Here is a 13,978-nt window from a genome sequence, read left to right on the forward strand (position 1 = left end):
TCGTCAACACGTCCAAATTGCGCGATAACCATGTCAAATCCTGTCGTGGAGACTGCCCGTGTCGTTCCAGAAGGCTGTGGATCTGCTGCGTCTGGCCGAAATGGCGGCCTCGCGTCATCGCGGGGTGGGATTGCAAGAGATCGTCGAGGTATTTGGCTGCGACCACCGCACCGCGCAGCGCATGACCAAGGCGCTCGAGGACTGCTTCCCCAACGTTCAGACCGTGACCGATGACCAGCGGAAGAAATACTGGTCCCTGCGCGGCAGCGATGCCCGCCTGATGCTGAGCCAAGGCATCCGCGACAGCGAATTGACCGCGCTGGAAATGGGCATCCGCCGCGCCGAACGCGACGGGGCGACGACCGAGGTGGCGGCGCTGACCTCGCTCAAGGACCGCCTGCTTGCGACCATGCCGAAAAGTCACGCAAGGCGGGCGGAAACCGATGCCGAGGCGGTGCTCGAAGCCTATGGTTTCGCGTCACGCCCCGGACCCAGGGTCGAGGTCGCGGCGCTCCTGCTCGCAACCGTGGCCGAGGCTCTGAAAGGGCCGAACCTCCTGACGCTGGTCTATGATGGCGGCAGTCGCTCCGGGCAGGACCGCACCGTGGAACCCTATGGCCTGCTTCTGGGCATAAGGCGCTATCTTGTCGCGCGCGAGGTGGGCCAAACGCGGCTGCAGCACTTCCGCCTCGACCGGATCAGGACGGCGCGGCTTGAGGCGTCGTCCTTCGTGCGCGATCCGGATTTCTCGCTCGACGATCACGCCGCGCGTGCCTTCGGCAGTTACCACGACGACCGCGAATACGGCGAGGTGGTCTGGCGTTTCAACCGCGAGGCGGCGCCAACCGCGCGGGAATTCACCTTCCACCCGCGCCAAGAGATGGTCGAAGAACCCGACGGGCGTCTCACCGTCCGCTTCCATGCGGGCGGTCATCTGGAGATGGCCTGGCACCTCTACCAATGGGGCGATGCGGTCGAGGTTCTCGCACCCGAAACCTTGCGCGAGATGGTGGACGCGCACCGAAGGGCAGATTTCGCCGCCATGCCGTGACCACAGTCATGTGTCAAGGATCGCTCCAATGACCCTCTCAAGTTGACCGATCCATTCGATCTCCAGTTTGACTAGATCAGCGTTCGCCATGTCCCGCATGGCCTTCAAGGCGGCATGGCGACCATAAATGGGCCGCCCTTTCTCATCCTTCTCGGTGTATAGGGCATGTGCAGGGTATGAGCGCGTTTCACCCAACCCTTTCCCGAGATGACGCGTATGCTCCGCCCTTAGCCACAGCTGAGCGGCCACGTTTGGTGCCTTCTCAAACATGATCGGTATCCGTTCGCCGCTCCTAGAGATGAGAATGTAGCGGGCAGCGAGTTTGGATTGGTGGCCTGCTGGATGTTCAATACACAGTCGATCGAGCAGGGCCAGACAGGCGGCTTTAAACTCCGCTCGGTTGGCGCCGCTCATGCCTTGCCCATCCCAAGCAGATTACTGACACGCTGCCGGATAAGCTTTTCGCGGGCGGCTACGAATTCGGGAAGCCGCAACACGTCGCACATATCGAGCCGTTCAGGGATCATGTGCTGGTCGTAGAAATCGACTCGGCGACCGGTGATCCAGGACCGGAACGGAAGCGCACCCTTCTCGATATTTTCGTCCGACCGGAGCAACTGAAGATTTCCCAGCCGGTTGACCGAATTCAGGATGTCCTGAATGTGATGCTCTGCCAGGTTCCGACCGCGCAGCACGCTTTTCTGCGCTTCGGCTTGCGGGATGATGTGGTCGATGTGCCAGGTGGAGCCTGACCAATCGATGCCGTGATAGAGCAGCGAAAGGGCAAGGAAAGTCCGTGGTTTGCCGTATTCCCATTCGAGCATCGTCTCGATGGCATGCGCGTCGACTTGCGCGATGCGGCCGCTTCTTGCAACGGCATCAAACAGTTTCTGGGCCGGAAAACTCCGCTCACGCGCGATGCGCAGGTGATCGCGGATGGTGTTGCGAGTCAGGGTGATAGTCTGGTCCGAATTGCCCGAAAAGGCGCCGACGATCAGACTGTTCAGAAGCCAGTAGTGCATTTCCGCCCCGTTCGCGCGCTCGAATTCGCTCGATCCGCGAAAATCGAAATCCGGCGTGTTGTAGAGATAGTAGGTCAGCGGCAGCACGGCGTTCAACGAGCCGAGATTGTCGGCGACGAGACCGTGGCGGTTGAGCAGACGGAACGTGTTTTCGATTGCACGTTTGATCTCAGACCAGTTCCGCTCGATTTCCGCGATCGTGTCCGAGGTAAAGTTCCGCACGTTGTAGGTCACATCGAAATCGCAAAGGACGAGGCTGGCCTTGAGAACAAAATCCTTCGTCACCTTGTTCGGTGCGCCCAAACCGCGGTTCACGTAATCGACGAAGCCGAGGATGTCTTCGCGCGCCGAGCCGGACGACCATTTCGAGGTGATCATCGACATCAGCAGATCGGCCTTTGACAGCTTGGTGCCGCCATCGTTCGCACGGACGAAGATGTCCAGGACTCGATCCGGCGACTGGTCTGTTTCAGTGTAGAAGTTGATCGCCTGATCTTGCCAGATGACCCGATGAAGCTGCCTTATCGTATCTTCGGCAAGCTGGCGCTCGACGCTTCCGACCTTTTCGCTCAGTTCGGATTTGATCCGGGCGATCAGCGCTTCAAGACGATCTTCGGTTTCATAATCGAGGATGGTCCCGACCTTGAACCAGTGATGGCGCGCCGTGTTCGCCGGGCGACGGTCGTGGAAGGAAAGTCCGTAGGTTACGCCAAGGTCGCTGTCATCCTCTTCGTCGGCCCCGTCAGCGTCTTTCAAAAGATCGATGAAGAGTGTCTTCGCCGACCATGCCGACGCATTGCTGACGCGCGCGCCTTTGGCTTTTTCGAGGAACGTTCCGCGCAATCCGATCAAGAGCGACGTTAAACGCTGTTGGCCGTCCAAGACGAGCACGACGGACCGACCTTCCGCCGAGGTGATTTCGTTCCGGATATCCGGCTTATAATGCTCGAGGAATTTGTAGCAGCGCACTTCGGCCTTGGTGGCTTCGTCGACCGCCCAGAACATGAAGCTGCTGATCGGATAACCTTTCATCAGCGAGTCGAAGAGCGCGATCACCTGGTTTGACGACCACACGAAGGGACGCTGGATCGCCGGAAGGAAATGGGTGCGGTTCACGTCGTTGATGAGCGAACCGATCGTGGAGGATGCATAAGCCATATTTGTCTATCCATGCGTGTCAGTAAAATCGGGGTCTGGGGATCGATGCAGCACGAGATTTGCTAGGCGCGCATGCTGGCCCTTGAGGCGTAAAGATAAGCGGTAACTTATGTAGCGATTTCAAATGGTAACCTCTCAAGTGCCGCGCTGATCGCGATCACTATCGCGCATAACACGAACAACTGTTCGTGGTCGCCTGTCAATCCTTGCGGCACCGACTACCCGCATGGAACGGGTGAATTCACAACTTGTCGGTGCCTTTGCATCGGTGCTTTCAGATGCACGCACCGAAGCTGGGCTGTCGCAAGAAAGCCTCGCCGAACGCGCGAACATCTCGACACGCCACGTGAGCTATCTGGAAACAGGTGCGCGGCAGCCGACATTGACGATCCTCCACGCACTCAGCATCGGTCTCGATTTACCGCTGAGTGAAATACTTCACCGAGTCGAATTGCGTCTGAAAAAGTAAATCACGGCTTACTTCCTAAAACAGTCCAAAGAGCGGGTTATCCCTGAATGCTTGATCGGTGCTGTCGACTTCATCCGGAGGAACCCTTCCACGCGGATTTCGATCGACAGCGTCTGCTGACGGCATCGAAGCGTGAATAATTTCGCCTGACTTCGGAGCCGGATGCTGTTTGAAGCTTCTGCTCGATGATTTCCGACTTTTTGCGAAATCGTCATCGCCGTCGTCGGCCGCACGTCGCTCATGCAGGATTTCCATGGCGCGCGCCCGGCGATCACGAACCGACGCGGCGTTCCACATTCGCCCCCATCCGGAACGCAACCCGCGCGCGTTCAGGATTTCCGCGAACTCACGGTGTTTGAGCATCTCGAAGTGCGGATCAAGCTCCAAGATATCTGCGATCTGCTCTGCTATCTCTTCGGATCTGATCTTCCGAGAAACCCGCGAGTGTTCGCCCGCCTTCTTACTCGGACGCGATAACCGCGCAGACTTAGCCATCGCTTTCGAAGTTGCATCGCGGGTGACTTCGGCCTGGTCCTCTCCGGCACGAAACGCTTCGCCGAGCTTCTTGCGAGACAAGAAACACTGATCCTTGAGCGAGTAGATTTTTGCACCACTGGCTCGGAGGGTCTTCAAGCCGAAATGCCTGTTCCGGAAAAGGCGCGTAGGTTCTGTCACGATAATGAAAGCGTCTTCGCGAGCCGCAAGAGCCAACGCATCACCCAAACCAGGACGGTGCACGAGGCTATCCTTCCCGACAGCTGATGCCACATCGTCATAGATGCCTAGAAGCTCCCAGCCGTTGTCTCGGGCTGCCTGCCGGATGCGTGCTGTCTGTCGTTCTAGGCTGTCGTCGCGCTCGACCTGTAGATTTGTGGAGACGCGAGTGTAGCCGACAGCTTTCTCTCTAAGATTCATATACTTGGTCATGGTGCTTGCCAGATTGTGAGGGCTGGAGAAATACAGACGCAGGGAACGGCCCTGCGCCTGTTTGGGCGAGTAGATCCTCACCGTTCGTCAAACGGGATCAGTGGTGCCATACTTCGAGAAGGTGCGAAGCACTTTGATAGCGGTCACTTCAGACGGTTCCCGGCCTGCAGGCGCTGCACCGCACCTGCCGCCGCTGCGAACGACAATGTGACCGTCGCACTTTGCAAAGCACCCAACCTGCAGCGCATCCGAGTCAATGAAGTGAAAAGGTTCCTTGCCGAACGCGCGACGCCCATCGCACAGCTCGGCTGCTGCAAAAAGGCTATGCGCAAGTTTCAAAAACTCGTCCGCATAGTTCCGGAGGTTCGCAGATGCGGCTTCGCCAGTCTCGTCAAGAAGATACTGGAAGAAACGATCGGGGTCATCAGGGTGGGAAAGCATGTCAATCGCTTCGCGCAACGACTTGTAGTCAATACTGACAACACCAAAGACGTCGTTTGCGGACTCCCAGAAAGCGTCTTCAAAAGCCTTTCTCTCGGAGTGGGTTTCTTCCAAGGCCCGAAAGATGTTACTCATATCGTCGTGCATTTGGTCGTTCCTCTTTTGTTGATCAGGGGCACTCTGGCTGCCGGACAGGTGCAACTGTCCGGCAGTTATCGTTCCTACCCGCGAGTGCTTCGGGCAGGGTCTTCCTGCAAAGCAGGGAAGGTCAGGAGTGTTTGTGAAATGTGCTTCGGACGCCTATATCGTCGATCAGGATTATGCAGCGCTATCCGTAGTTTCAGCCTGCTGTTCCAAACGGATCAATGCCTGCACGGCTCGCCCAACGAACAACGATTCTTCCGCGCCGAAATACCTTGCCAGTCTTCTCAGCACGTTGACGTCAATCTCTACCGGCCGGCCAGAGACGAGTCCGGCCATCCAATCTTGGTCTACGATCAGACTATCAGCGAGCGGCGCAGGATCGTTACCAGTTGCCGACATAATTTTCGCAAGGGCGTCTACGAAGGGGAGCGTGTGCAACCAGGTTGACATGTTCTCGCCAAGCGATTGATCGGTAGGTTTCGTGGGAGCATGAGAACGCGTCGGCACGAAGCCTCGACGACGCGAGAGCCAAACGAGCGCGTCGTGTTCCGGAAGCACACCATTTTCATCTTTTCCGGCGTCTGCGCGGTAGTTCGCCTCCAGTTTAAAGCCTTCTTTGCTGAGAGATGTGCGCACAGCGGGAACTGTCATGTTCGACAGCAAGGAGAGTTCGCGAACGGACAACCCAGCGTGATACTTGGGATTAGAAAGCTTCCATCTCGCGACGAACGTTTCAAACATCCGCAAAAGCGGCTGATCATTCGGCCTGTAAAGCGGAGACGGCTCGCCCTCTGCATCCGCTTGGGGGTATCCGCCACTCAGGATGCCGCAGCAGACCTCGTGGTAGTCCTCGCCGGTAGCCAGATGCCATGCCTCGGTTTGATAGGCGTAGCCGTAGGCGTGGCGGGCAATCCTGTGCAGGCTGTGCCGCGACAGATCGATCGCATCCGCGACTTCATCAAGATCTTCGGTATCCAGTCCCGCGAACAGGTAAAACATCTTCGGTTCCCAAGGCCCGAACGTTTGGAGGATCGAAAGCTGGCACAGGACGGCCTTGCGAACTTGAGCCTCTATCTCTTCCCACGCGTAAGGGGCGTTTTCGTTGGTCATCGCACAATCTCCAATCTGATATGACTGTTATAGTCATATCATATTCCGATTCGCAAGCCGCTTTTGTGCAATCGATATTATATCAATATCATCGTTTCGGCTTGCCACAGGTTCCTTGGAAGCCTCGTAACCGTCACGCAACCCCTGTCACGTTGGACTGACCATTTTCACAGGCCGGTTGCGTTTGCCTCTGAGGAGGATTTGCCCACCGAAACGTGGCTGGGCCGGAAGGCATCCCCTTCGCTCTGCTCGCCTTTTTCTAGGACTTCGGATTCCCCATGCGACCCGTTCCCCTGCGGAAGTCTAGCCATTCCTAATCGGTCCGCTCAGTCGGAACAGGCACGTCGGGTTTGAACCTGCGCCGCCAGATCCCGCTGAAATACGGCACAGACGAAAGCAGTTGGACCGCTACGGGACCGGAAGCAGCTGGAGAATATGCAGAGGCAGACCGGGATCGCCGCCCCCGCAAGTCGGGCATCGCTGCAGGTCGAAGAGCACTGGGTCCGCACCATAGCGGTTCATGCAGTGTTTGCAGCGCATGACGGCAAGCTGTTGGCTGCTGTCCAGACCAGCAATTGCGACGAGGGCGACCAGTTGCTGTGCTTGGTCATTGAAATTTCCTAGCTCAACCATCTTCGGCTCGTTGTGGGCAGCTTTCTTCGGGAGCGATCGCCGGATTTCGCTAGGGACAGTCGTGCGAGAGTGTCCGAGTATCCAACCCTCCCAGCGGACAGTATCATCGTCATAAGGGCAACCGTCTTCGCGATGACCATCCGCAACTTCGATCATCGCCAGCAGACCGACGATAGCATCGAACTGGTCCTCCCCAACCCCGTTAGCGGAGAACCCTGCGGAGATCGCGCGGGTGAGGTTCTCGTCGGCTTCATGCCCGCGTCTATCGATGACAGCCCGCAGGTGTCTCCCCGCATGCGCGCGACCCTCTGGCTTCCTCTTGCTCCAGAGGGGAGCCCTCGGGATGCCCAGTTGCCCATAGGCATCTCCCGGGTAGGTTTCTGCTACAACGACGGGCTTGTGTCCGAGGAGACTGTCGAGCCGGCCGTCGAACGGCCAGAGAGCGACCTGGCCTGACGTGCGCAGCAACTCCCGCCAGCCGGAGATTGCCGCCTTGCCGACCTGGTTTCCGCCGAGGGTCCAAAAGACGCTGCATGCATCCCCGCGGGACGCGGTTCGTCTGTCGCACTGTCGCAGCAAATCCGTGGCCGAAGACGCCCCGAGCCCCTCAAGCAGATGCCTAAGCTCCGTTCCGCCCGGGCGCATCGGATAGAATGGTCGGTGCTGTGTTATCTCGTGGGGATGCTCACAAACGTCGAACCACTTCGCCCACTTTCCCTCCCCAAGCAGACCCAGCAGGCTGCGATAGTCGGCAATGTCGACTTTCTGCCCGTAGGCTACCGGCAGGCCAATGGGGAAATCGAAACCGACGAAGATCGGCTGCCCGTCGGTCGAGCTTCTTGCGAGGCGCTCGAAAAGGTCATGCGTCGTGCCCACTGGCTCTGGTGGGAAAATACGCCAGTGATCGCCACTTCTCGTCGCAACGGCCATCCAGCGCTTCTTCCTTTCCACGCTCCAGTCGCAGTGCGCGATCAATCCTAGGCGGCCAGCCATCTAGGGCTCCTGCCCAAGCAGGCCAATCTTAATGAAGGCTGCTTCAGCCTCGGCGGTCAGCCGATAGCTGACCCGACCCGTGGCTGTGTCCCTCGTAAACAGGAGGTCGGACATGCGCTCTGACCCGAGCAGAAACTTCCGAAAGAAGCCTAGGCGCTCATAGATCATATGTCCAAGGATCAGGCCGACATCGCCTTTCCCACGAAACCCGACAAGGTCTTGGTAGCTAACCTCTGGGTTCTCATAAATGCGGAGAGTCAGCGCCTTCTCCTCAGGGTTAGCTGGGGCAATGCTGAAGGCCATCTCGATGGCTTCAACGAGGTTCAGATCGGCGGCTTTCTCGGACCAGCTTGCGTGCCGCTCGGCTTGCGAAGCGTCAAGCTCGAAAGCCCCGCGCAGCTGTAGTTCACTATCTATCGCCGCAGCGAGATCAGTCAGCCGGTTTGCCACGGCGCGCGTCCGCAGAGCGCGGAGATCTTTTGATGATGTCGACGTAACGCGCGAGATCGCTTTGGCTACGTTTTCGGCGGAAAATGCACTCATCGTTGAAACCTCGGCTATCATGCTGAAATTATCGATTCTTAATCCCAAAGCTTTCAAGGTGGGAATTTCTATTCATGAAGCAAGCAGCACGTCGCCGCGAACTGGCACCGTTCGCAGATGGATGAAGCAGGAGCGAATACTGCAAGTGCCGATGAGCTTGCGCCAATAAGAGCCGAGCTGGAGCGGATGTTGGGAAAGTGCCTTCTTCAGCTGCAAGCTTACGAATTGCTCATGAAGGCGATAGCAAGTGATCATGCCACCTCCTTTGCCAAAGACGATACGGGGACAACGGTGCGAGGTTCGCGCGCAAATTTCGAACGCAAGACCTTGGGCGAAGTCGTTGGCCACGTTGTCGGAGGGTATTTCGCTTCCGAGGGCGCCGAGATGGCAGACAGACCGGACATCTACCCTGATTTTGGACCGGTTCTGAGCGTGCGCGTGCAAATCACCGTCTCGGACGACGAATTCAGCGAAATGAAGGCCCGGCTGAAAGAGTTCGTGGCCTTGCGGAACACTTTGGTTCACCAATTTCTGGCCATGCATGATTTGTCGAGCGTTGCAGGCTGCCGCGCTGCGCTTCTGGTCCTGGAGACAACGTCGACCCAGATTGATCAGCACATCACTGAAGCCAGAACGTGGTTACAAAGTCTGGTCGAAACCAAGAAATACGCCGCCGAGGTGTTTGACCCAGAAGCTTTTGTTTTGTGGCTGAACGAACGGCGGAAGGCATCCGACGCATGAACGCCGGCTCGGTCTCAGTTTTTCTGCGATTTTCGCTGTTCGCAGTCGCTATCTTCGCGGTGCCGCTGGCGGTATGGCGATACGCATTCCAAGCGACCGACTGGAGCGCCGTGGCGCTGTTGCCGCTTGGTTATGTCATCTTTCGTGCGAACTATGCGCTCACCCTGCCGGCGATGCGCGCCGAACTCCGCTTGGTTCTGAACGAGACATCGGTTCTTTCGCGATGGGTGACGGGCAAGATCTACGTGGGGGCGGCTTCGGCCCTATTCGCGCTGACTTCGATCGTGCTTCTGGCTTGGCAAGCGTTGGTCCTCTCGTCCGCGGAGGCGATGCTGCTCGTCGGGCTCTTGGTCTCGACCTCTCTTGTCTATGCACTGATGCGCGGTTTCTTCGGTTGGCATCTTAACGAGCCCTTCGCGAAGCCGATTTCGACCAAGCTCGCGACTGCGGTGGCGACAGTCCCGTTCTTCTTCGCGCTGGCCTACACCACGTTCAATTTCTCGGGACAGCCGGGTTCGCTGGCAGATGCTACATTGCTCGAGGCAATCCGGATCGGGCTTGCCGACCTTCCAGACCGCGCGGGTTGGATCACGCAGTTCATGGCGCTGCCCTACGGATACGAGGCTGCCAAGCTGTGGGTCGTGGTGAGCTTGAAGGATTATCCCGTCGTCGCGTGGATGTTCAGTCTGGATGCCGCATTGTTCAGCTTCGTTCTCGCCCGAGCGTCGGTCGTCGTTGCCGCATGGTTGCCGTCCGTAAAGCCTCCAAAGCGCGACAAGACGGCAACCGCCGTGGGATGGTTCTGGGGAGTGATCGGCGGCTCGTGCTGTCTTTATCTAGGCTTGGTCCTGGCCGGTGCATTGGGCCGGGATGAAACCCTCCCGAGGGATGAACAGCCCACCTTTCTCTATGAAGCGCTGAGCGAGGCGAACCAAGCGGCTGTGGAGGCGGTGAAGGCGCAGATCGGTCCAGCGTTGGATACGATTTATGAACCTGTCTACAGAGCGGTTCCTGCTTATGCCGAGTTTCATTACAGCGTGCCGGGAGAATACATCGAACTTACCGAAGCTGCGATCGGCGCTCTCGCGGACAGCATGACTGCTAGGCTTTATGTTGGCTTCGAAAAAAGGCTGGGCGCGCTGACACAGAAATTGGACGAGGATTTCGCCGCAGCGTTTTCGTCCCGTCTCAGCGCTGACGCTGTTGGTGCCGAAAGTGGCTCCTTCCTTTTCGAAGATATCGCTCAAACCGCGATACGGGATGCCGAAGCGCGCGTTGCGGTCGCTGCTCCCATTGCAGGAGGAACTCTCGTCTTAGGCGGCAAGGCCGTCGAACTTGCCGTCGTCGTTATCGCCAAGAAGCTGGGTGCCAAGGCGCTGCTTAAGGCGGGATCGAAATGGGGCATGACGGCGGCTGGCGCGGGAAGTGGCGCCATGCTTTGCGCTTGGAGCGGGCCCGTTGCAGCACTCTGCGGTGCGACGGGCGCAGTCATCGTTTGGGTCGGCACAGACATGTTGGCAATTAGGTTGGACGAAGCATTCAACCGAGCAGAGTTTGAAGCCGAACTCAGAATCCTCATCGACGATGATAAGGCGGACCTGAAGCGGAACCTCGAGCTTGCGCTCGATCAGAAAGCCCTTGCTGTCCAGTCGGCGAACAACGTCATCGTGCAAGACTTTACACTGAAGCAGCTTACCTCGCCTGAATACGGAGTGCTGTGTGAGCAGAGCAAAGCTTTAGCCGCTTCGTATTCAGCCTACATCAGTGGGCCGGATTTCGGTGACGAGGCAAAGGCGGCGGAGTTGCGGAAGGCAGCATTGCAACTCGATCTTTTCGCCGCCCGCGACCTGAGGACGGAGGTGATGTCGAACTTGCCTTCGCCCCTTCCTAGGATCGTCACAAAGCTTCTGGTAACCGGTGTGATCCCTGCTGATTTCTCCTCCGACCGCGACGTCTCAGGTATGGCGATGATCAACGGGCGGCGGTTCGATTTTGAGCGGACGCCGTCGTCCGCTGCTACTGGATTCACCTTGGTCAGGGACGAAGCGTTCCCGATGGCTATTGGATCTGGATTGACGATCTCGGTGGCCGTGCAACAACACAACTATCTCGGAAACAGCTTCTTTAGCGGGACAGGGCAGTTCGACGCTGCCTCCGTGGCGGCGGCGACCGATCGGGCGCAAACCAAGCTTCAGGTCCCACTGGAATTCGCGACCAAGCCGCAGGATACGCCCGTCTGGAACAGCAGTCCCTATCCGGGAAACACAGCGAAGGTCACACTCGAGACTGCCTTTGTTAAGCCCCCGGAACTGACAGCCAAACTTCCATGCCTTCAATGAAGCCCCCTTCGTCCTTGATATCCGCGCTTTGTTGATCCGCGTCCGTCAGACGATTTCGAGATCGTCAGCCTCAAGGTAACCGCCGCCGCTCCAATGATAGACGCATGGTGCGTCGGGGTAATCCAGACAGGCGGCTTTCGGGCTTTCGATACAAGGCGCGCCGAGCATCTTGTAATGACCAACGAGAACGGGCGGTTCGTCGTCGCGATAGAAGTCAAGATCGCCGAAAGACTCGATGTCCTCGTCGGGCAACTCATCCGGCTTCGGGATCGAAAGGGATGCGCGTCTCCAAGTCCGCGCATGCGACCGCCACCAGGCAATGCGTGCATGGTGCCGCTTGTGCCCACCCTTGTCGTGGAAGCTGATCCCGGGCGGAAGCGCCAGCTCGGGACCGGTGAGCAGAAGGTTGACCGCCCTCGCGAATTCTGTGGTCTTGGCAGCGACCTCTTCGAGATCTTCTTCTTTCAACCTTCCGTCCGGACGCCGCTCGCCAACGGTCTTGATCGCTGACCGGTTCCAGCAAGCGTGCACCAACCGCAACCCGTCCATCTCGAGCCAAAGCGGCAGCTCCAAAAACCACGATGTCCAGTCGAGTGCGTCCCTCGTCGCCACCCCAAAGGCGTCACAGAAACTCTCATGCTGCTTCGCGTTTTTTGGCTCGCGCGAGCGCAGCGGCTTTTCGTTTTCGCCCGAGCCAGCGGTGCGGTGGAAAAGGATGGCGTTGAGTTCGTGGTTGCCCATGATCGCTACGGCCCGGCCATCCTCGATCCGCCGGCGGACGATCCTCAGCACCTCCCTGTCGTCGGGCTTGGCGACGCTATGTCCGGCGTCGATCAAATCGCCGAGCAAAGCAACGCGGCCGTCACCCGCAGCCGCGAGGCCGCGGTAAAGGCGGTCGGGATCGGCATGTATATCGGGAATGACCGTTAGAGGCGTCATGTTGGGCCTGAATGAAGAGTGTAGATCTGTGGTGCCGAGGGTTTCACCATCTGTTTGTCTGGACAACCGAGAACGATGGTTGGGAGCCAACTTTAGCGATGCATCCGACTCACCAGCCGCTCACCGGTGCGCTCCAAAACTCGGCCGCTACCCTCGTAGCGCTTGACCTGTTCGAGCGCACCAGCGGTCGCCCACGAAGCCTGGCAGCTGTTCCTATCAGCGAGGGACATCTCACGTCTTGAAGGGTTCAAATGCGATGACAGGATGCTGCAGTGGTCGGACAGCAGCGACCCTACTTCAGCCTGCTAGATGACCGAAGTGGCCAATGAGGGGAACATTTAGGGCGGGCAGGACGGCGCGAACAACACCGCGGTGCTCTCCGCAGCTATATCCGCTTCCAGCTTTACTGGTAGAATTACATAGCCCAGCGATCTTTGCCTAGTCATGTGGTATCACTTCGAGCGTAGATGATAGTGGCGCGAAGCGCCAATTCCTTGGCTCCTTAGCAATGCATAAACTGCATGGCTGAGTGGTTGACAGAAGGCGAGATTTTGAAACAGCTCCGAACCTGTTCGCCACGGTTACGGAGTCCCTTATTTTATTGACTCAGACTGGTTTACATCCGTCCAAAGTGTGAACCTACGAGGCGGCTGGACCCGCGTCCGGCCCTTCGGTGTCACCCTGTCTGACCCAGCTGTGTCAACCGAGCGTAAACCGTCTGGTTGTCATACGTGGCGACCTTCTCGCGTCTGGGATTGATCTGCGCGCATGGCTCGCTGCCGGCGGGGCGTTCGGTCAGCCTAACCTCCGCCAAAGCAGCGTTTTCGCGGAACGGTTCAGGTCTCTTGAAGAAAGAGCTTCAGCACCCGCCGGATCGTGCGTGCAGGCGCGGGGTCAGTATTGGGTGACGAGTCACGGATGATCTTGATCCACTCCTTTTCGTTTTCCGTCATCGTGTCGCCCAGCAACTCGGAAAGGAGCTTCAGCATTTCCGGGCCGAAGCTCTGCTCGACCGCAAGCCGCATAACGAACGCCGGATCGGCTTCGAGTGCTTTTGCAAGTGCAGGCACGCGGTCCAGTGCCAGCTTGGCGTTGCCCATCTTGAGCATGGTAATGAAGTTGGCATTCCTGAAACCGGCTTCGCGGGCGATGTCGGCCTGGGTCTTGTGGTGCAGTTCTTCGATGCGCCGGTCGATGAACTGCGCGAGTTGGGAGGAAGCGTAGGGGGTCGTGGTCATGCTGAAATCCTTGAAGACCGTGCACGTTACTGTGCGATGTTTCAAAGATAGCGAGCGAGCAGATGGGGAATTCGTGGGACGTGGGTGGCAGATCAAAGGCTGCAACGAATAGGCCCACAGCGGACATGTTAAGGCCCGCAGAGTCTTCTCGCTAATGGCCTGCGCGATCAGCTTTGTTCTACGGGATTCACCACTTGCCTGTGCCGTGAAACCGCTGCCATTAGACGTTG

The 13,978-nt window shown here is 58.1% G+C and carries 13 protein-coding genes; 4 read left to right on the plus strand and 9 right to left on the minus strand.

The genetic code is table 11. The features are described from left to right. The first annotated feature begins 58 nt into the window (after positions 1-58). On the plus strand, positions 59-1,051 hold the full coding sequence (locus H7F16_RS19945) for a WCX domain-containing protein (RefSeq protein WP_185795698.1): 993 nt from the start codon (positions 59-61) through the stop codon (positions 1,049-1,051). Positions 1,052-1,057: 6 nt separating this feature from the next. Here the strand turns inward: H7F16_RS19945 and H7F16_RS01025 are convergent, their stop codons facing one another. Both H7F16_RS01025 and H7F16_RS01030 read right to left on the minus strand, forming a co-directional pair. Next, a complete protein-coding gene (locus tag H7F16_RS01025) occupies positions 1,058-1,465 on the minus strand; it encodes a hypothetical protein (RefSeq protein ID WP_185795699.1) in 408 nt (135 codons plus the stop codon). Then, positions 1,462-3,231 (minus strand): DUF262 domain-containing protein, encoded by a 1,770-nt coding sequence (locus H7F16_RS01030; RefSeq protein WP_185795700.1) that lies wholly within the window; start codon positions 3,229-3,231, stop codon positions 1,462-1,464. Before H7F16_RS01030 ends, H7F16_RS01025 begins: the two co-directional genes overlap by 4 nt. 226 nt (positions 3,232-3,457) lie before the next feature. On the opposite strand from H7F16_RS01030, the gene H7F16_RS01035 reads away from it, so the two are divergent. Further along, entirely contained in the window at positions 3,458-3,700 is a 243-nt protein-coding gene (locus tag H7F16_RS01035; protein ID WP_185795701.1) for a helix-turn-helix domain-containing protein, read from the plus strand. A gap of 15 nt (positions 3,701-3,715) precedes the next feature. On the opposite strand, the gene H7F16_RS01040 is transcribed toward H7F16_RS01035, so the two are convergent. The 5 genes from H7F16_RS01040 to H7F16_RS01060 all read right to left on the minus strand — a co-directional run bounded on the left by H7F16_RS01040 (position 3,716) and on the right by H7F16_RS01060 (position 8,491). Next, positions 3,716-4,627, minus strand: a complete 912-nt coding sequence (locus tag H7F16_RS01040; RefSeq protein WP_185795702.1) for a recombinase family protein — start codon at positions 4,625-4,627, stop codon at positions 3,716-3,718. A gap of 87 nt (positions 4,628-4,714) precedes the next feature. Next, positions 4,715-5,215 (minus strand): hypothetical protein, encoded by a 501-nt coding sequence (locus H7F16_RS01045; RefSeq protein WP_185795703.1) that lies wholly within the window; start codon positions 5,213-5,215, stop codon positions 4,715-4,717. Positions 5,216-5,386: 171 nt separating this feature from the next. Further along, positions 5,387-6,322 carry a hypothetical protein gene (locus H7F16_RS01050; RefSeq protein WP_185795704.1) on the minus strand — a complete coding sequence of 312 codons (936 nt, stop codon included), beginning with the start codon at positions 6,320-6,322 and terminating at the stop codon, positions 5,387-5,389. A 408-nt stretch (positions 6,323-6,730) separates the two neighbouring features. Continuing rightward, positions 6,731-7,948, minus strand: a complete 1,218-nt coding sequence (locus tag H7F16_RS01055; RefSeq protein ID WP_185795705.1) for a DUF429 domain-containing protein — start codon at positions 7,946-7,948, stop codon at positions 6,731-6,733. Continuing rightward, the gene (locus H7F16_RS01060; RefSeq protein WP_185795706.1) at positions 7,949-8,491 is read right to left on the minus strand and encodes a hypothetical protein; all 543 of its coding nucleotides are present in this window, start codon (positions 8,489-8,491) and stop codon (positions 7,949-7,951) included. Between the two features lie 117 nt (positions 8,492-8,608). On the opposite strand from H7F16_RS01060, the gene H7F16_RS01065 reads away from it, so the two are divergent. Both H7F16_RS01065 and H7F16_RS01070 read left to right on the plus strand, forming a co-directional pair. Beyond that, positions 8,609-9,232: a hypothetical protein gene (locus tag H7F16_RS01065; protein WP_185795707.1), complete on the plus strand. Its 624-nt coding sequence runs from the start codon at positions 8,609-8,611 to the stop codon at positions 9,230-9,232. Beyond that, positions 9,229-11,571: a hypothetical protein gene (locus H7F16_RS01070; RefSeq protein WP_185795708.1), complete on the plus strand. Its 2,343-nt coding sequence runs from the start codon at positions 9,229-9,231 to the stop codon at positions 11,569-11,571. Before H7F16_RS01065 ends, H7F16_RS01070 begins: the two co-directional genes overlap by 4 nt. Positions 11,572-11,616: 45 nt before the next feature. Here H7F16_RS01070 and H7F16_RS01075 read toward each other — a convergent pair whose 3' ends face one another. Next, positions 11,617-12,510: a metallophosphoesterase gene (locus H7F16_RS01075; RefSeq protein ID WP_185795709.1), complete on the minus strand. Its 894-nt coding sequence runs from the start codon at positions 12,508-12,510 to the stop codon at positions 11,617-11,619. An 836-nt stretch (positions 12,511-13,346) separates the two neighbouring features. Continuing rightward, positions 13,347-13,748 (minus strand): XRE family transcriptional regulator, encoded by a 402-nt coding sequence (locus H7F16_RS01080; protein ID WP_185795710.1) that lies wholly within the window; start codon positions 13,746-13,748, stop codon positions 13,347-13,349. Between the last annotated feature and the right edge of the window lie 230 nt (positions 13,749-13,978).

This window comes from Paragemmobacter straminiformis (assembly GCF_014243445.1).
Taxonomy (GTDB): domain Bacteria; phylum Pseudomonadota; class Alphaproteobacteria; order Rhodobacterales; family Rhodobacteraceae; genus Paragemmobacter; species Paragemmobacter straminiformis.